Source organism: Bradyrhizobium cenepequi (assembly GCF_020329485.1).
Classification (GTDB): domain Bacteria; phylum Pseudomonadota; class Alphaproteobacteria; order Rhizobiales; family Xanthobacteraceae; genus Bradyrhizobium; species Bradyrhizobium cenepequi.
In genome coordinates this window covers 177,969-196,850 of sequence record NZ_JAGKJI010000004.1, presented here as the reverse complement: position 1 = coordinate 196,850, position 18,882 = coordinate 177,969, and the positions used below count along the sequence as shown (strand labels likewise).

Genomic DNA, 18,882 nt, shown 5'->3' with positions numbered 1-18,882 from the left:
TTTTCGCCTCCGCCACCTGTAAATTTGCCGGGCCAGCAGAAGTCTGGTGAGGCCGCGGAATGTCCAGGCTTTCAAATAAATATACTAGAAAATGTTCGTTCGTTCAAATTAAATAATGAAATGGTTAGTTTGAGACTGGTTGGTTATGAGAGAGTGTTTGCTGGTCGGCGACGTGTCGGCTAGCGGATTTTATTAGAAAAATGTTGGTGCCCGGAGACGCTGACGTGGCGATTTCATCGCGTTTTTATTGAGGAAAATCCATGCTTATTGCCCAGTTCTTGATCGAGCGCCGAGCTTCGTGCTTGGGAACCAAGATGGGCCGATTAATAATGGCGAATAATATATTTTGCGGAATGCGCTATAATTAATTGACTTTTTAATTGCTGCGATTTTATTTATTGCCTGGTTTCCGGATCGACCATTTTGGGTGGTCGGAGATGCCAAGATAAAATCGAGCGGTTCATTTGATGGCTTCTATACTCTCCGCATTCCGGTCGCCCGCCAGTCCGTGGTGGCCAGGCGCTATCGCGGCAACAGCGGCCCGTTTGGTTTTCGACCGAGCGGACGTCGCACAATGACTATCGCAAGCGTCGATCCCCTGGCTGCAAGTCGACGCCGGATTGAAGCCGAAGTTGGCAGCATAGGAGGCTTTGATGCACGCTGAACTCTATACTGACGGAGTGGACGAGATCACCATTGGCGGCTCGATCGTCCGTGTCGATCTGTTCAGCCTTTCGCCGACCGAACGTGATGCCAACAATGCACCAAAAAAGGTGTTCCGGCAAAGGCTGATCTTTTCAGTGGAGTCGTTCGCCAACTCGGTCGAGGTGATGCAGAACGCGCTGCAAGGATTGGTCGACGCTGGCGCGGTGCGGCGCAATCCGCCGAAAACACCGGGCGGACAGCCCCAGACCACTTCGGCGGAACGTGATCCGCCTGGCAGCTCACGATTCCCGAATGTCTCAAGCAATTTCCGTTGAAACCGAGCTCGCGGTCGCGGAACCTCCGCCTGCGAGTGCCGAAGAGGCCGTGCACCCGGTCGCGCGGACCGAGCTTCAATGCCTCGCAAAGATCGCCGCCTATCACGGCGTCGATCTGCCAGTCGAGCGTCTAAAGCATAGCTACGCTGTCGACGGGGTCCCCGTTTCGACAACTCGGCTGCTGCGCATCGCGAAGGAGGCCGGGCTGCGCGCGACTCGCACGCAGCTCGACTGGGGTGCGCTTTTCCGGCTCGGAGAGGCCTATCCCGCCCTCGCCCGACTTTCGAATGGCAACTGGATCGTCGTTCTCGGGGCAGGGCAGGGCGCCGATGGCGCAGAAGCTGTTAGCGTGTTCGACCCGCTCGCCGAGCGCCGAGACGAGCCTCTGATCGTTGACAGGGATACTTTCTGCTCCCGATGGGAGGGTGAGGCCATCCTGATCAAGCGTGAGCGGCTTGCGTCGGATAGTCGGCCGGTTTTCGGGCTCCGCTGGTTCATCCCTGAACTGGGCCGCCAGTGGCGCCTCTTCGTCGACGTCGCGATCGCCGCCATCATGCTCTATGCACTGGGGCTCGCGATACCGATATTCTTCCAACTCGTCATCGACAAGGTTCTCGTGCACGAGAGCTTCACCACGCTCTATGTGTTGGCAGCCGGTGCGACTGCCGCGCTGGCGTTCGACGCGATATTCGGCTTTCTGCGGCGCTATCTTTTGCTCTATGCGACCAACAAGGTCGATATCCGGGTAGCAACCAAGACGTTCGGTCACCTCCTTGGCCTACCCGTCACCTTCTTTGAGCACATTTCGGCCGGCGTCCTGGTAAAGCACATGCAACAGGCGGCGCGAATTCGCGAGTTCCTGACCGGCCGCCTGTTCCTGACCACGCTCGACGCGCTGTCACTCTTCGTCTTCATCCCGGTGCTGGCGCTCTACAGTCTCAAATTGACCTGCATGGTGCTGGCTTTCACTGCCGCAAGCGGCTTGGTCGTTGCGCTTCTGATGGGACCGTTCCGGCGCCGTCTCTATAATCTCTACCAGGCGGAAGGCGCGCGGCAGGCTCTGTTGGTCGAGACCGTGCACGGCATGCGCACGGTGAAGTCACTGGCGATGGAGCCGCTGCAGGGCAGGGTCTGGGACGATCGCTGTGCGCAGTCGGTGACGATGCGGTTCGGCGTCGAAAAGATCTCCGCCGCCGCCCAGTCGGCCACCGGATTTCTCGAGAAGATGATGACGCTGGGCATCATCTCGCTCGGCGCGCTCGACGTCTTCAGCGGCGAGATGACCATCGGCGCGCTGGTCGCTTTCAACATGTTGGCAGGGCGTGTGTCAGGACCGCTGGTCCAGCTGGTGACGATGGTTCATGAATATCAGGAAGTCGCCTTGGCAGTGAAAATGCTGGGCGAGGTGATGAACCAGAAGCCCGAACGGGACGGCAATCGCGAGGGGCTGCGGCCCGACTTCGCCGGCAAGATCGAGTTCGAAAATGTCTCGTTCCGCTACGGATCCGAGGGAGCGCCAGCGCTGGATGACGTCTCGTTCTCGATCGCCCCGGGGTCGATATTCGGGATCGTCGGCCGAAGCGGCTCCGGCAAGACTACGCTAACGCGGCTCATTTCCGGGATGTATCCGGTGCAGCAGGGTCTGCTGCGCGTTGATGGATACGATTCGCGGGAACTCGATCTCGCTCATCTGCGCCAAAATCTCGGATTGGTCCTGCAGGATAATTTCCTGTTTCGCGGTACGGTTCGCGACAATATCGCCTGCGTGAAGCGCGACGCGACCTTTGCTGAGGTCGTCCGCGCTGCGCAGCTCGCAGGGGCGGACGAATTCATCGAACGGCTCCCGCGCGGCTTCGACACCATGCTGGAAGAGGATGCCTCGAACCTGTCGGGCGGACAGAAGCAGCGCCTCGCGATTGCTAGGGCGCTCATCGTCAACCCGCGCATCCTGATCCTGGACGAGGCAACGAGCGCCCTCGACTCCGAAAGCGAAATGATCATCCGGCGCAATCTGCGCCGTATCGCCGAGGGACGGACCGTCATTATCGTCTCGCATCGGCTGTCGATGCTTGCAGACGCGAACCAGATCCTGGTGATCGACCGCGGCCGGATCGTCGACGTCGATCATCACGACCGGTTGCTCTCGAAGTGCATGATTTACCGGCATCTCTGGAACCAGCAGACGAAGCAGATCGCATGACCAAGCCCGAGAAATCTCGCGGCGATGCCAACGCGCCGGCGCGAACGACCGAACGGCGGCGTCGTGGGCTGTTCAGGCCCGCCAAGCGCCAGCCGCCGGTGGTGACGGAATTCCAGTCCGATGCGATCGAGGTCGAGAATCGCGCGCCGCCGCGCATTGCCCGCGTGACGCTCTACTGCGTCCTCGCTCTGATACTCACCGCAATCGGCTGGGCCTCGGGATCGCAGGTCGATATGATCGTAACGGCCCAGGGCAAGCTGGTCACCACACGCCCGAACATTGTCGTGCAGCCGCTGGAGACCTCCGTCATACGCGAGATACACGTCAAGGCTGGCGACCGGGTCGATCGCGGCGACCTGCTGGCGACGCTCGATCCGACATTCTCGCAGGCCGATCTTGACCAGTTGAGCAGTAAGGTCGCCGTCTTCAATGCGGCAATCGACCGTCTGAGAGCTGAACTGGATGGCAACGAATATCTCGTCGGCGACTCGGCCAACGCCGAAGAAGTGCTGCAGCGCAAGATGTTCCTGCAGCGCAAGACTTTTTACGATGCGCAGATGCAGAACTACGACGCGCAAATCGCGTCAGCACGGGCCAACCTGAGGACTGCGGAAAACGAAGAGGCGGTGTTGGTTCAGCGGCTCGAAACGATGAAGTCGATCGAGACCATGCGCTCGATGTTGATGGACAAGGAAGTGGGCTCGAAGCTCAATTTGCTGCTCTCGCGGGATGCTCGCCTCGATGTGGAAAGCAATCTCGCGCGGGTCCGCGGCAGTATCGCCGATTATGCACATCGCGTCGACAAGTCTCAGTCGGACCAGCGAGTCTTCGCGGAGGACTTTCGTAAGACGGCTTATCAGGATCTCGTCGAGACGCTGGCGAAGCGAGATAGCGCGGCGGAAGACCTCAAGAAAGCCGAGCTTCGCCGGAAACTGATCATGTTGAAGGCCCCGGCCGATGCAATTGTGCTCGAGATCGCCAACCGAACTGTCGGATCGGTCGTCCGCGAGGCCGAGACGCTGTTTGTGCTCGTCCCCCGTGACGTGCCGCTGCAGGCCGAGGTAAGTGTCGAGGGCAGGGACGTCGGCCAGGTTTCGGTCGGCCAGCCCGTTCGGATCAAGTTCGACGCCTTCCCATTCCAGAAATATGGCACTGCGAAAGGTGAGGTGCGCGTCATCAGTCAAGACTCGTTCTCCCCGGATCCGAAAGCCGAAGGTGCGCACCGTACGACCGTCCCCTATTATCGCGTATTGGTCGACTTGTCCGACACGCACCTTCGGCTGCCGGCGGAGCGCGCTCAGTTGATCCCTGGCATGGCGGTGACTGCCGAGATGAAGGTCGGGCGGCGCAGCGTGATCTCCTATTTCCTTTATCCATTACTTCGTGGATTCGATGAAGCTATCCGCGAGTACTAATCGCAGACACGAATTGTACGTCGGTCATTTCATGAGGTTGGAATCCAATGCCAGTTGCCGGCTGGTGATGCCTGTGGTCGCGAACGAGCCGTCACAGATGTCGAGCTGGGTGAACTCAACATCGAGAGCTTTACACGTTGCTGGCTGCGGAAACGCAAACACTGTTCGCTTATTCAAGAAATCGAGGATATTTCATGCAAGATAGTCGCATCGGACTGGGCGTTGTAGGATACGGTTATTGGGGGCCGAACCTTGTACGCAATTTCGTCAGTAACCCATCCGCTCGGCTGGTCGGCGTCGCCGATCTCGACCCCGCGAAGCTTGCGGCGAGCGCGCGCCTCTACCCGGCGGTGGCCACGACCAACCGCTACGAGGACCTGCTCAAGGATCCCAGCATCGATGCGATCGCTATCGCCACGCCGGTCCGAACGCATTACGAGTTGGCGCTTGCAGCTCTCAAGGCCGGCAAGCACGTTCTGGTAGAGAAGCCGCTGGCGCCAAGCGCGGATCTGGTGCGTCGACTTATCGACGAGGCAGATCGGCGAGGGTTGACCTTGATGGTCGACCACACCTTCCTCTACACGCCGGCGGTTCAGAAAATCCGTGAGTTGGTGTTGAAGGATGAACTCGGCGAGATCTATTACTACGACAGCACGCGTTCAAGCCTCGGACTGTTCCAGAGCGATGTGAACGTCATTTGGGACCTTGCGGTCCATGACGTCTCCATCATCCAACATATTCTGAACGAGGACCCTGTGGCCGTGTCGGCGACGGGATCTTGCCATGTGGCCGGCACGCCGGAGAACATGGCCCATATCACGCTGTTCTTCGACAGCAAGTGCGTGGCTCACGTGAGCGTCAACTGGCTATCACCCATCAAGGTCCGCCAAACGTTTGTCGGCGGCAGCAAGAAGATGATTGTCTATGACGATCTCGAGTCGACCGAGAAGATCAAGGTCTACGATAAGGGCATCACTCTGAACGAATCATCCGAGAAAGCCCACCAGTTCCGAATTGGCTACAGAGCTGGAGATATGTGGGCGCCGAATATTTCGACCAAGGAGGCGCTGCAGAACGAAGTAGAACACTTCATCGATTGTGTGCGTACCGGCAAGCCGCCGGTCTCCGACGGCTTTTCCGGGCTGCGGGTGATCGAGGTGCTCGAGGCCGCGTCTCGTTCAATCGCTGAGCAAGGCAAGCCTGTCATGCTGCAGCGGCGGAGCCGGATCAGAGAGAGCGTCAGGGCGACGGCGTGATGACGTGCAACAGGTGAAACAAGCTGGCCATAAGCCATCGATTGGTTCGCGATGAGCACAGTCCAACGTTCTATCTTGTTTTCCGCGGTCGAGCGCTATGCGAGCTTGTTGCTATTCCTCGTCTCGACCGCGGTTCTGTCCAGGCTGCTAACTCCCAAGGAGTTCGGGATCTATGCGGTCGTCGGCGCTGTCACCTCGGTAGTTGCGGGCTCGTCTCAAGAGTTTGGCGGGGCCAATTATCTCATTCAGAAGGCGTCACTATCGGAAGAAAACGTCCGAACCGCGTTCACGATCACCTTTGGCCTCTCGGTCGCAATCGGAGCGGCCCTTTACTTGCTGGGTGGCGTATTGGGGACGCTGTTCGGCGAGGACGCCCTAAAGGCCGGAATCTCGGTTGCGGTACTGAATTTTGTGGTTACGCCGTTCTCGATGACGATGGTTGCACTGCTTCGCCGAAATATGCAGTTCGGCGAGATTGCCGCCAGCAACCTAGCAGGAAATTTTGCGACGGTTGTCGCGTCGATAGCGCTGGCGGCGATGGGGTACAGTTACCTTGCGCCGATCTGGGGCATGATCGTCGGAAGTGTCGCGCAGACAGCGTATCTGATCGCGAGGCGCGATGATGTACGAATCTTCATCCCATCTTTGGCGGGCTACCTGGATGTGGTCCGGTTCGGCCTCTACTCGAGCGGTGTAGTCTTGATCAACCTGGTCTATAATTCAGCGCCTCAAGTGTTCTTGGCGCGCGTACTGGATTTCGCTGCAGTAGGCTTGTACAGCAGGGCTACCAACGTCACTCAGGTCTTCGACAAGCTGGTTATTCAAGTCATCAGTCCCGTGATCATGCCAGCCGTCTGCGCGCAGACAAACGCGGGGGGTGACCTCAAACGCATTTATCTCCACGCGATTTCGCTCCTTACGGCTCTGCAATGGCCATTTCTGATCTTGATGGCGGTGATGGCCAAACCGATTATCTCCGTTTGGCTTGGACAGTCCTGGCTTGAGGTGGTTCCGCTGGTGCGCGTGCTGTGCCTCGCCTATCTTTCGCTGTTCGCGGCTTGTCTTACGTATCCCGTCCTCGTCGCCGTGGGCAGCGTACGCGACGCGCTCATTTCGTCACTGATTTCTTTGCCGCCGTCATTGCTGCTGATATTCGGCGCGTCGTTCTTTGGTGTTGAAGCGGTAGCAGCGTCAACTTTGGTAACCTTGCCGTTCCAGGCCGCTGTGGCGATCTACTTCGTTGGCCGGCATCTCGATCTGCGGTTGACCGACATTGTCCGAGCAACATGGAAGAGCGGCATTGTAGCTCTCTGTAGCGGCGCCTCGGCAGCGATCTGGGCGCCACTTATCGATTACGGTGTTATCGGGTCGGTGGCCGGCATCTTTGCTGCCTTTGCTGTAGCGGCGGGAGCATGGCTTGCCGCAGTGATTGTTGTGCAACATCCGTTGTTGCCGTTCGTAAGGACCGCGGCCGATAGGGTGCTACTCAGCGCATGGCGCCTGAAAGGCCCCGTTGCGGTTCCTGCCGTCCGATCGGATCGCGATGCTTGTTGAGGACGCTTTTTGACGCTCAGGAGAAGGTGTGATGCCCATTGCCAAGGACGTGCAACTCGGTCGGGACGTCCGAATATTCCATCCGGATCTCGTTAATCTCTACGGATGCTCTGTCGGGGACGAGACCCGGATCGGAACTTTTGTCGAAGTCCAGGTGGGCGCGAACATCGGCTCGCGTTGCAAGATTTCCTCGCACAGCTTCATCTGTGAGGGCGTGACCATTGAGGACGAGGTCTTCATCGGCCATGGAGTGATGTTCACCAACGACAAATATCCGAGAGCAACTACCGCGGACGGCCAGCCCCAGGGGCCCGCGGATTGGAAGGTGGAGCCTACCCGCATCGGCCGAGGGGCGTCCATCGGCTCCAACGCCACTATTCTCTGCGGTGTCACGATCGGCGCCGGAGCTATCGTCGGCGCTGGCGCGGTGGTGACGAAGGACGTTCCGCCGCGGGTGGTCGTCGCCGGGGTGCCAGCGCGGCTCATATCGTCCGATGAAGCGCGTCACACGGCAACGGCGCTGCCCTCCGTTAATCGATCGTCGGATTAAATCTAAATATTGGACGGTCGACTATTTTAATCACGCTGATTGTATGATTTAATGTGACTGTGAATAAATGATTTAAATATATTTATGGGTCGGCCTGACCCAAGAGGACAGCGTCTTGGTACCTTTTCTGGATCTGAAAGCTCAATATCGCACGATTAAGCCACAAATCGATGTCGCGGTTTCCCGCGTCATCGAGAGTGCCCAGTTTGTCCTGGGGCCGGAGGTCACCGCCTTCGAGGATCGCTTTGCAGCCTATTGCATGGTCGATCACTGTCGTGCGGTCAACAGCGGAACATCGGCATTGCACCTTGCGCTGCTCGCCGCTGACATCGGACCGGGCGACGAAGTGATCACGGTGTCGATGACATTCGTCGCTACGACCGCAGCGATCCTGTACAGCGGGGCCAAGCCAGTCTTCGTCGATGTCGATCCCGTCACCTGGACCATGAACCCGGCGTTGATCGAGGCTGCGATCACGCCGCGAACGAAGGCGATCCTTCCGGTGCACTTGCACGGACTGATGGCCGACATGGACCCGATCATGGAAATCGCTCGCCGCCACGGGCTTGTCATCATTGAGGACGCGGCGCAGGCGCATGGCGCCGAATATAGAGGTCGCCGTGCGGGCTCCGTCGGAGACCTCGGCTGCTTCAGCTTCTATCCAGGCAAGAATCTGGGAGCATACGGCGAGGGCGGGGCGGTTGTTACCAACAACCCGGACCTCGCCCGACGAATTTCGCTGCTCCGCGATTGGGGGCAGGAATCCAAGTACAATCACGTTGTCCCAGGCTACAACTTCCGCATGGACGGTATTCAGGGCGCGGTCCTGAACGTCAAGATGGACCACCTTGAATCCTGGACAGAGGCGCGCCGGGCGGTGGCCACGGAATATGATCGTATGCTCGCGGAATTTCCGTTCGGGACCCCGCGGGCACCGATGCACAGCCGGCATGTCTATCACGTTTATGCGGTCAGGCTCCCCCGGCGTGATGACGCGCTGAAGTTTCTGCACGATGGCGGGATTGGAGTTGGCATTCACTACCCCGTTCCTGTTCATCTGCAGAAGGCCTACGCGAATCTTGGCTATCGCGCCGGCGACTTTCCCGTCACGGAACGACTGGCAAATGAATTTCTATCGCTTCCGATTTATCCGGAATTGCAGACTGGCCAGATCTCGGACGTTGTTGCTCAGCTGCAGAAGGCCGCACTGGTCGAGGCCGCTTAAGGCATCTCGGTCGAAGCAGCACGTCTTGCATGTCGGCTTGCCGAGCCAACAAAGAGGAGAGCATCTTGGCTGATCTAAAGGGGAAACGCATTCTGGTTACGGGTGGAGCGGGTTTTATCGGCTCGCACATCATTGACCTGCTGTGCGACGAAGGGTGCCTCGAAATCGTTGCGCTTGATAACATGGTGAGAGGACGGCCAGAAAATCTTCGGCACGCTGCCTCGCGCGGTCCAGTGCGCCTCGTCCACGGCGATATCCGCGATGGCAAGCTCATGGCAGCGCTGGTGCAGGCGGCCGACATCGTCTTTCATCAAGCGGCACTCCGCATCACCCACTGCGCCGCCGAGCCGCGCTTGGCCATGGAAGTCATGGTCGACGCGACGTTCGATCTGCTCGAATTGTGCGTCAAGCACGATGTCGAAAAGATCATCGCGGCCTCCTCTGCATCGGTGTACGGCATGGCGGAGGAGTTTCCTACGACGGAACGGCAGAATCCATACGACAACCGCACCCTCTATGGGGCGGCAAAGGCCTTCAACGAAGGGCTGCTCCGCACCTACAATGACATGCACGGGCTCGAGTACGTCGCATTCCGCTATTTCAATGTCTATGGCGAACGCATGGACATCCATGGCCGCTACACTGAGGTGCTGATTCGCTGGATGGAGCGGCTGGAAGCCGGCCTGCCACCGATCATCTTCGGCGATGGCCAGCAGACGATGGATTTCATCCACGTTCGAGATGTTGCTCGCGCCAACATTCTGGGCGCAAAAGCGAAGGTCACGGACCAGGTGTTCAATGTCGCGAGCGGTACCGAAACCAGCTTGTTGCAGCTCGCCACGGCGCTTGCTTCTGTCATGGGGCATCGCGACCTGACGCCGGAATTCGCGCCGGAGCGCTCGGTCAATCCGGTACCGCGGCGTCTGGCCTCAACCGCAAATGCGGACCGCCTGCTCGGCTTTCGCTCGAGCGTGACACTCGAACACGGACTGGCAGATCTTGTGAAATGGTGGCGAGACGAACGCGGATCGTTCGCGGTCCGTCAGAAAGAAGCGGTGGCATCGTGATGCCGATCGCACTGCCGCTGCTTGCCGATGAAGGGCGGATGCGGCTGTGCTGTCGCGCTCAATCTCACAAGGCCGGCAGGCGCCACCTCCGAGCATAATTTGGCCGCGCTGGCTCTCCCTACGCCAGCGCAAGGTTATGGCCCTGTGAGGTTGAAGGACTGCCATGAGACTGATGACCTATGACAGCCTCAAAGATGTACCCAATTTGATCTTCCGACCCGGCCAGCCATGATTTCGATCGTCGTTCCGGCCCACAACGAGAGTTCCGTGATTGCGCGGACGCTGAGCCAGTGGATCACCGACCCGGCTTCGGACGAGATTAGCGTGGTCGTCGTCTGTAATGGGTGTACGGATGACACTGCGAGTGTCGCCCAGGGCTTCAATCCGGCCGTCCGTGTTGTCGAATCGGATATCGCAAGCAAAAGTCACGCACTTAATCTCGGTGATCAAATCTCAAGCGGGTTTCCTCGGATTTATGCTGATGCCGACATTGTTCTTTCGCTTGACGCTATTCGAGCTCTGGCAAAACGCCTCGAGCTAGGTGACGTTTTGGTGGTGGCACCTACCGCCGATGTCGATCTAGCGAGGTGTTCTTGGCTGGTCCGCAGATACTACGGAATTCGATCACGACTGCCATCTTCGCGCGAGGGAATCGGCGGGTCCGGCGTCTACGCTCTATCTGAAGCGGGGCGCAGACGATTCGGCCAGTTTCCAGACGTCATTGCTGATGACACGTATGTTCGCCTTCAGTTCGGACCAGGGGAGCGGGAGACATTGCCCTGCGTGAGGTCCACGGTATTTCCCCCACGCTCTGTTCGGCAGCTGATTGCGGTCAGAACTCGCGTCCACAGGGGAACGTTCGAGGTTCTCCAGCGCTTCCCCGAACTGCGCGTCAAGAAAGGGGAGGCCAATAATCGGGCGCTTTTTGCGCTGTTCAGAGAGCCTCATCTTTGGCCCGGACTATTGATCTATTGTTACGTCAACATCGTTGCCCGGTGCAGGGCGACCCTGGCGTCCCGAGGTGGAGCTTACCATTGGCAACGCGACGAGACTTCTCGTGAGCCACTTTCCGCAGATTCAGTCAAATGAACTGCAACTGCGTGTTCACATCGGTGATTCGGACGCCCAGATAAATATCTTGATTTTAAATAGGTAAACATTTAAAAACAGCTTGGTATAAATAACGTGACATTTAAAAATATTGAAATTAAATCCAGTGATGCAGGGCCTCGAGTTGCCCAATCCGTCTCGCAGTCGGGCGCTTGCGAGTCTTGCAGCGTGTTAGGAGACCAGCTGATGATTCGGATCCCGGTCGTTAGCCGCCAGACGTTGCTGAATAACAGCATGCCGCAGTCGCGCAGCGTTCGCCCGAAATTGCTAGCCGTCTCATCGGGCGGGGGGCATTGGGTGCAACTGTTGCGAATTAAACGCGCTTTCGAGGATTGCGAAGTCACCTTCGTCACCGTCCATCAGTCGTATCGCGCGCAGGTATCTGACCATAAATTCTACGTGGTCAATGACGCCAATCGCTGGACCAAATTTGCGCTGTTGAAGTCGGCGTGCCAACTCGCATGGATCATTTGGAATGAAAAGCCAGACATCGTGGTTTCGACAGGTGCTGCTCCGGGCTATTTGGCGCTGCGGTTCGGACGAATGATGGGTGCGCGCACGATCTGGCTCGACAGCATCGCTAACGTCGAGCAGCTCTCGATGTCGGGAGACCGAATCGGCCGCTGCGCCGACCTCTGGTTGACTCAATGGCCCCACTTGGCTCGACCTGATGGTCCTCATTACATAGGCTCGGTGTTATGATTTTCGCAACAGTCGGGACGCAGGGACAGTTTGACCGTTTGATCAGTACGGTTGACAGGTGGGCCGGAGTGAATGGAAGAGCTGATGTCTTCGCGCAGACGGGCCCATCAGACTACCAGTCCGAGCACATCCGTACCGAGCGCTTTATCGACCCGACCGAGTTCCGGAACCGAGTCGAAGCGGCAAGCCTTGTGATTTCCCATGCCGGCATGGGCTCTATTATTACCGCTCTCGAGCTTGGAAAGCGGATCATAGTCATGCCTCGTCGGGCGAGTCTTGGAGAGCACCGCAATGACCATCAACTCGCGACCGCAAAGCGGTTCGCTCAGCAAGGCCGCATCGCGGTTGCCTTCACAGAACAGGAATTGGTCGACAAGCTGGATCAACTTCAGGTCTTCGACAAGACCGAGCGGCTCAGTGCACAGGCATCACCAGACCTTATCTCCACGATTCGGACATTTATCGAAAGCGGACAGTTTCGTTCCGAGAGTAGAAATGCTTCTTTGTAGGCGGGAAATGGAAATGTTGGGAACCAGAAACGTCGATATCTCCTGCAGACAAGAGGCGTTGGCTTCATGATCCCGATCGCAAAACCGTGTCTCGACGAGACCGAAGCCGACGCGGCACGCGAGGCCGTGCTATCCGGCTGGATATCCCAAGGGCCCCAAGTGGCCGCCTTTGAGCGCGAGTTTGCCGCATTGGTTGGCGCGCCACACGCCTGTGCGGTGTCAAACTGCACGACTGCACTGCACCTTGCGTTGCTTGCCTTGAATGTAGGGCCAGGCGATGAAGTCATCACGGCCAGCCACTCCTTCATTGCAAGCGCCAATAGTATCCGCTACTGCGGCGCGACGCCCGTTTTCGTCGATATCGATCCCGCCACCTACAACCTCGATCCGGAATGCGTCGCTGACGCGATTACCGAACGCACGCGAGCAATTCTGGCCGTCCACCAGATGGGCATGCCTTGCGATCTGACCTCGCTCCTCGCATTGGCAAACCGCCACGGCATTGGTCTGATCGAAGATGCCGCCTGCGCGATCGGAAGCCAGATCAACATCGATGGTAGGTGGGATTTGATCGGTAGGCCGCACGGCGCAATGACCTGCTTCTCCTTCCACCCTCGCAAGGTCATTACGACAGGCGAGGGCGGAATGCTAACGACGTCCGATTCCGATCAGGATCGCAAGCTTAGACTCTGGCGTCAGCATGCAATGGACGTGCCTGACACCGTGCGGCACGGCTCACCGCAAGTCATTTTCGAGAACTACCTTTTCGTAGGCTTCAACTACCGGATGACCGATATGCAGGCTGCGATCGGGCGAAAGCAGCTTGGACGGCTTCCTGATCTGATCGCGCGCCGGCGCGCGCTCGCGGCCCGCTATAGCGAGTTGCTGGGCAATTTGGAAGGATTGAAGCTGCCGCACGAGCCGGAGTGGGCCCGCTCGAATTGGCAGAGCTATTGCGTCCGTCTTCCGGACCGGGTCGATCAGCGAACGGTGATGCAGAACCTTCTCGATCAAGGCATTGCGACACGGCGCGGTATCATGTGTGCGCATCGCGAGGCGCCTTACGCGAGCAATAAGCAGCGCCACGATTTGCGTCAATCCGAACTCGCGCAAGATCACTCGATCCTGCTACCGATCTACGCACAGATGGTCGAGGATGATCAAGTGCGTGTCGCGAAGGCGTTGAGATCCCAGCTAGGGTACTGAGAATCTTTCCGCTTCTTTTTGCTGCAGTGACGTCGCCGTCCGAGTGAACCGTGGTGCAGCGGCTGGTATATTCTGCTAGTTGGTGCCTGCTCGTTCGCTTGGCGAAGGCAACATCTCGCCGCGTTTACCGTTTGCAAGGATCGCGGCGATGAGATTGCGCGCGTTGCTGTCGTCAGTCGGCGCCTTGCCAATCCACCGTTGATACCTTCGCTCGATTTTATTGCCGAACACTCCGGCGATGACATGGGCGACGTCCGAAAGCACACGCTCAAATGGTGCAGGGTTATCTATTGCGGACGTATACAGGTTCTCGATGACTTCGGCCGCATGATCCAGACTAAATCGCCGCTCAGTCAGTCGGCGGCCAAAGATCCCCAACTCGCAACGCAGCTCCGGCGACCTGACGAGCCGCCCAAGCGCCATGCGCAGCGCCGATGGCCCCGCCCCGAGCGAACCAGATCCAAGACCATACCATCCCTGCCGCAGGAAGATCGACGCACTTTCCGGCGTCACCAATTCGCTAAAGCCCTCCTCGCCGATAACCACAAGAGGCTTCCCGAAGGCCATTCCTCGCAGTGCCGAACCGCCCTGGCCGAGGATGATGTCCGCCGCGGCATAGGCAGGACGGGGGTCAGCCATCTCGCCTATCATCAACACAGCCTGGTAGCCGGCAGACGCGTTGACCTCGGTGGCACGTCTAGCCACATCGCCGCGCGCCCGGCCGTCACCGACGATCACCAGCCGCACCCGATGGCCCGCGACCGCCAGCTCGCGAACCGCGTCGCATGCCGACAGCAGACCCTCGAGCTTGAGGTCAGGCACCAGCCGGCAAACTATGGCAATAAGGACCTCATGCGGCTGGACGCCGTGCTGGGCACGAAAGCTCTGCCCGTCGATGGATGGGTTGTCGGCTTTCGTATCCACTGGTGGCTCCAGCAGCTCGACGCGCCGGTGCCCGGCGGCAATCGCTGCCTGGCGGATGAATTCGGTTCCCACAGTCAATGGTACGTTGCGGGGCAGGAAAGACGCCACAGACATCGACATCACGGTTCCTACGACAGCAGTACGGCGGGATATCCCACTGCTGAGGAATGCCTCGATGATAGGTGGCCACTCATGCCCGTGCACCACGTCGATCCGGCGTTGCCGCACGAGATGGCCGATCATACGGATCACTTTCGGAGATGGCCGTCCCCAATGCTGGGGGAGCTCGATATGTTCGAGAGCCATTTTTCTCACCCGCTCCACGAGAGGGCCTGCCTCGGAAAGAACGATCACCTCGTGCCCTCGGTCACGGATCGATCCAGCTAACTGTATAGCGTTGAGCTGTGATCCCCCGACTTCCATGGAATGAGGGTAGAGAAGCACCTTCATACCGATCTTGTCCTTTTTTCGCGGATGCCTGGTCAGCCGGACTTGTCCGCAACGATGAACAGGAACAAACTCACCGGGCCGCCCATTGGCTTTCCGGTCATATTAATGCTGGTATTAAAATTATCGATATAATTATATTTTTTGGAAGTAAATCAATCGGCCTTCGATTATACTATTAAATAATAATTGCTGCGCTGCCAGAACTGGTTGGCGGCGCCTAGGCCGGTCGCAGTCCGGTTTTGAAAAGGGACGATTTCGACAATGACGGCGCTTGATCAGAATGACCGGAAGGCACCGCTCAGCATTCTCGTAGCGCTGGCGAGTTATGGCACTTCCAATGACCGGTACCTGGAGCGATTGATTCGTGAATACCGGTCCATGCCATTCGACATCGACATCGTCGTTGTTTCGAATATCGACAAGTCCACCCTAGGCGTTGATTGCCGCGTAGGAATTCCAAACAAGAATCCCTGGTCGTTACCCTTTGCGCACAAGAAATTGTTTGCCGAGCGTGCCGACAAATACGACCTGTTTATCTATTCCGAAGACGACATCCTCATAACCGAAAGGAACCTTCGGGCTTTCGTGGATGTCAGCTCGGCGCTTCGACACGATGAAATTGCTGGGTTCTTGCGAATAGAAGAGGGCACCAACGGCGAGAAGAGCTATCCCGATATTCATGAAAATTTCCATTGGGAGCCTGCCTCGGTCCGCCCCAGAGGCCCCTATACGCTCGCGCATCTCACTAACGAGCATGCTGCTTGCTACGTGCTTACACGGACGCAGCTCAGGATGGCCATTCAGTCAGGAGGCTTCCTAGTGGATCCCCACCAGGAAAAGTACGACCTTCTCTGCACTGCGGCGACGGACCCATACACGCAATGTGGGTTGAAGAAATTCGTTCCGGTTTCTCATATCGACGACTTCACCGTGCATCACTTATCCAACAAATATGTCGGCCGGGTCGGCATCACGGCGGCCGAACTGAGAGATCAGACCGAGGCGCTGGTCGGGATTGCCCAATGGTGGAAGACGCCACGTCCGGCGTTCAATACTGAGACGAAGTTGCCGCGCGGGCTTTACTCCAAGGATTACTACGAGCCTGTTAGTGAAGACGTCATTTCTGCAATTCCGCGAACGGCGCGCAATGTCTTGTCGATCGGATGCGGATCGGGAGCGACGGAAAAGGCACTACTCGACCGAGGATTGCGAGTCGTCGCAGTGCCATTGGATCCCGTCGTGTCCAGGGGCGCCGCCGCGCGTGGCGTAGAAATGATTTATGGAGATATCGACGAGATTGCGGCGCTTACGAAGGGGGAAAAGTTCGATTGCGTTCTGTGCTTGAACGTCCTGCACCTTGCACGCGATCCCGCAACAGCGTTGTCCAGGTTGAAGGATTGCCTGTCTGATAACTCGACCGTGATCATTCAAAGCCCGAGCATGCTGTCTCTTCGAACCATCCGACAGACGTTCCGGGATATACCCGTTCTTCGGCTTGGAAGGAGCTACTCATCGACCGGGGTGCATTTCAGCACAGTTCGGCATGTGAGGCGCTGGTGCGCCGAGTCTGGCATGAAAGTAGATCGGACGATTGGAATCCGGAATCGTCAGGAAACAAGCACGTTCGGTAGGATCGCATCCGCGGTCGGTGACTTTCTCCCGACGTCGTTCGCGGTCTCGCTTGCAACATCCATTGTCGTGTCGGCAAGACGGCTGCCGGATGAACGCAGTCAGCTTGCATCCCGGTCAATGCGCGAACCGGGTATTTCGGGTGCTACCTGATCCGAGGAACTCGTGAACTGACGACCCTGCGTAATGGCCGAGTTTTCTCTAAGGGACCAAATGAATCAGAGCCACGTCACCGGCAGGCAGGCACCACGGCGCATTGCATTCGCCACGATCGGTGATGCGAGCGAGGTTAGGTTCTGGTCCGGTACCCCATTTCATATGTCGAAATGCCTCGCAAATGAAGGTCACAAGGTGGTCAATATCGGTCCGCTGAGCGCACCGATCCTTCCTCTATATAAGGCGTATTCCAAATTCTGCCGTACCCTTCGCAGGCGCAGCCTTTCCCCATTCCATGCGGCGCCTGTCGTTGCGCAGTATGCAGCGGATGCGGCACGAAAAATCCGCGCTCTCTCGCCCGATATCGTCTTCGCGCCGGCTGGATCCACCTTTGCCTGGAGTGTGCCCGACGGTGTTCCTCTCGTCTATGCGTCCGACGCGACCTTTCGCCTCGTCGAGAATTACCATCCAAACTATCGGAATTTGTCCCGCGCCGCTCGGGAGATTGCTGAACGCCTGGAACGCAGTACGATCGCGCGGGCAGATCTGGTTCTCTACCCTTCGGAATGGGCCGCCGAATCGGCGATTAGGGATTACGGCGCCGACCCTGCGCGCGTGCATGTCATTCCTTGGGGAGCCAACCTCGAAGAACCACCCGATCGTACTTCCGTGTTTGAGTGCCGCAAGCCGGGTCCATGCCGGCTCCTCTTCATCGGCGCCAACTGGGAGGAGAAGGGTGCAGACGTCGCGGTCGAAACTCTCGCTGAACTAAGGGGCAGGGGCGTAGAGGCGGAGCTCGTGATCTGCGGATGCACTCCGCCCGAGCCTGTCGCCCAGGACGGCTTGACGATTATCCCTTACCTCGACAAGAACAATCGCGAACAGCGCAACCGACTGGATCAACTCTACCGCGACGCTGATTTCTTCCTATTGCCTACCCGGGCAGATTGCTACGGTATCGTGTTTTGTGAAGCGGCGGCCCATGGCGTGCCGAGCATTGCGCCGGCCACTGGTGGCGTGCCTGGCGCTATCCGCGATGGGGAGACAGGCATCTTGTTGCCGCCGGATGCGACAAAGGCGGACTATGCAACGCTCATTGCCGAGACCTTTGCGGACGCGGACCGATTGGCACGCCTGAAACGATCGAGCCGCGACGCTTTCGAGGCCCGCCTGAACTGGCGGGCGTGGAGCCGGCGTGTCTCAGATCTGATACAGACCCTATGATTGTACTGAACTATCACGAGTTGGCTGAAGCCTCGCCTTCGAACGCATGGTGTCTGACGCATGAAACGTTCGATACGCATCTTGCACTTTGCGGCGATAGGCTGATCTCGCCTCAGAGATTTTTAGAGCATTGCCCCGATCCGAATGCCAGTCGCACCGGTACGATCCTGCTTACGTTCGATGATGGATTTCTTTCCGACTACACGCATGTCTATGCTCGTTACGTGAGAACCAATCGAATTCCGGGTTTCATGTCCTTTATCCCGGTAGATTTTGTGGGCCTGCCGGGACGTATGAGTTGGGACATGATCGCGGAACTTGGCAGCGGCGGCGTTGCGATTGGCTCGCATGGCATGGCCCACATCGATTTGACCACCGTCTCGGATGTCGAACTCGATCGTGAGCTTACGATGTCGAAGTCGATACTGGAAAACCGTCTTGGGCAGCCGGTTACACTGTTTGCCTTCCCATATGGGCGCTTTTCCCGACGGGTTTGGGACGCAGCTCTGAAGGCCGGCTATACGCACCTCTTTACAATCCAGCTTGGGTATCATGGCGGATTCGAACCCTTTCTCTATTCTCGCCTTTGTCTGACGAACAACATGGATGCAGAGTACATGCGCCAGCACTTGCTTGATCCGGATGCGATGCGCGGCCTTGCTTGGAGGATCAGCACAAACTTGGGACTTTATCGCCAATTGATGCGCTGGCGGTATCGATAGCGC

General features: G+C 58.0%; 16 protein-coding genes. 15 read left to right on the top strand and 1 reads right to left on the bottom strand.

Annotated elements, in window-relative coordinates; genetic code table 11:
• Positions 1-653 precede the first annotated feature (653 nt).
• From J6497_RS07890 to J6497_RS07835, 12 genes are all read left to right on the top strand, one after another.
• A complete protein-coding gene (locus J6497_RS07890) occupies positions 654-980 on the top strand; it encodes a hypothetical protein (RefSeq protein ID WP_225703688.1) in 327 nt (108 codons plus the stop codon).
• Entirely contained in the window at positions 958-3,180 is a 2,223-nt protein-coding gene (locus J6497_RS07885; RefSeq protein ID WP_225703687.1) for a peptidase domain-containing ABC transporter, read from the top strand. Before J6497_RS07890 ends, J6497_RS07885 begins: the two co-directional genes overlap by 23 nt.
• Positions 3,177-4,595, top strand: coding sequence for an HlyD family type I secretion periplasmic adaptor subunit (locus tag J6497_RS07880; protein WP_225703686.1), 1,419 nt, complete (start codon positions 3,177-3,179; stop codon positions 4,593-4,595). Before J6497_RS07885 ends, J6497_RS07880 begins: the two co-directional genes overlap by 4 nt.
• Before the next feature lie 194 nt (positions 4,596-4,789).
• Positions 4,790-5,851: a Gfo/Idh/MocA family protein gene (locus J6497_RS07875; RefSeq protein ID WP_225703757.1), complete on the top strand. Its 1,062-nt coding sequence runs from the start codon at positions 4,790-4,792 to the stop codon at positions 5,849-5,851.
• 51 nt (positions 5,852-5,902) lie between these two features.
• Positions 5,903-7,405: an oligosaccharide flippase family protein gene (locus J6497_RS07870; RefSeq protein ID WP_225703685.1), complete on the top strand. Its 1,503-nt coding sequence runs from the start codon at positions 5,903-5,905 to the stop codon at positions 7,403-7,405.
• 31 nt (positions 7,406-7,436) lie between these two features.
• On the top strand, positions 7,437-7,955 hold the full coding sequence (locus tag J6497_RS07865) for an acyltransferase (RefSeq protein WP_225703684.1): 519 nt from the start codon (positions 7,437-7,439) through the stop codon (positions 7,953-7,955).
• A 115-nt stretch (positions 7,956-8,070) separates the two neighbouring features.
• Positions 8,071-9,180 carry a DegT/DnrJ/EryC1/StrS family aminotransferase gene (locus tag J6497_RS07860; RefSeq protein WP_225703683.1) on the top strand — a complete coding sequence of 370 codons (1,110 nt, stop codon included), beginning with the start codon at positions 8,071-8,073 and terminating at the stop codon, positions 9,178-9,180.
• Between the two features lie 29 nt (positions 9,181-9,209).
• Positions 9,210-10,247 (top strand): NAD-dependent epimerase/dehydratase family protein, encoded by a 1,038-nt coding sequence (locus J6497_RS07855; RefSeq protein WP_225703682.1) that lies wholly within the window; start codon positions 9,210-9,212, stop codon positions 10,245-10,247.
• 228 nt (positions 10,248-10,475) lie between these two features.
• Positions 10,476-11,336, top strand: coding sequence for a glycosyltransferase family 2 protein (locus tag J6497_RS07850; protein ID WP_225703681.1), 861 nt, complete (start codon positions 10,476-10,478; stop codon positions 11,334-11,336).
• A gap of 207 nt (positions 11,337-11,543) precedes the next feature.
• Positions 11,544-12,059, top strand: a complete 516-nt coding sequence (locus J6497_RS07845; RefSeq protein WP_225703680.1) for a glycosyltransferase family protein — start codon at positions 11,544-11,546, stop codon at positions 12,057-12,059.
• On the top strand, positions 12,056-12,568 hold the full coding sequence (locus J6497_RS07840; RefSeq protein ID WP_225703679.1) for a glycosyltransferase: 513 nt from the start codon (positions 12,056-12,058) through the stop codon (positions 12,566-12,568). Before J6497_RS07845 ends, J6497_RS07840 begins: the two co-directional genes overlap by 4 nt.
• Positions 12,569-12,634: 66 nt before the next feature.
• Positions 12,635-13,774, top strand: a complete 1,140-nt coding sequence (locus tag J6497_RS07835) for a DegT/DnrJ/EryC1/StrS family aminotransferase (RefSeq protein WP_225703678.1) — start codon at positions 12,635-12,637, stop codon at positions 13,772-13,774.
• 75 nt (positions 13,775-13,849) lie between these two features.
• On the opposite strand, the gene J6497_RS07830 is transcribed toward J6497_RS07835, so the two are convergent.
• Positions 13,850-15,148 (bottom strand): glycosyltransferase family 4 protein, encoded by a 1,299-nt coding sequence (locus tag J6497_RS07830; RefSeq protein WP_225703677.1) that lies wholly within the window; start codon positions 15,146-15,148, stop codon positions 13,850-13,852.
• A gap of 261 nt (positions 15,149-15,409) precedes the next feature.
• On the opposite strand from J6497_RS07830, the gene J6497_RS07825 reads away from it, so the two are divergent.
• From J6497_RS07825 to J6497_RS07815, 3 genes are read left to right on the top strand one after another with little or no spacing between them, the layout of a single operon-like run.
• Positions 15,410-16,930 carry a class I SAM-dependent methyltransferase gene (locus tag J6497_RS07825; RefSeq protein ID WP_225703676.1) on the top strand — a complete coding sequence of 507 codons (1,521 nt, stop codon included), beginning with the start codon at positions 15,410-15,412 and terminating at the stop codon, positions 16,928-16,930.
• Positions 16,931-16,963: 33 nt separating this feature from the next.
• Entirely contained in the window at positions 16,964-18,157 is a 1,194-nt protein-coding gene (locus J6497_RS07820) for a glycosyltransferase family 4 protein (protein ID WP_225703675.1), read from the top strand.
• Entirely contained in the window at positions 18,154-18,879 is a 726-nt protein-coding gene (locus tag J6497_RS07815) for a polysaccharide deacetylase family protein (protein WP_225703674.1), read from the top strand. The genes J6497_RS07820 and J6497_RS07815 overlap by 4 nt, the downstream gene beginning before the upstream one ends.
• The last annotated feature ends 3 nt before the right edge of the window (positions 18,880-18,882 follow it).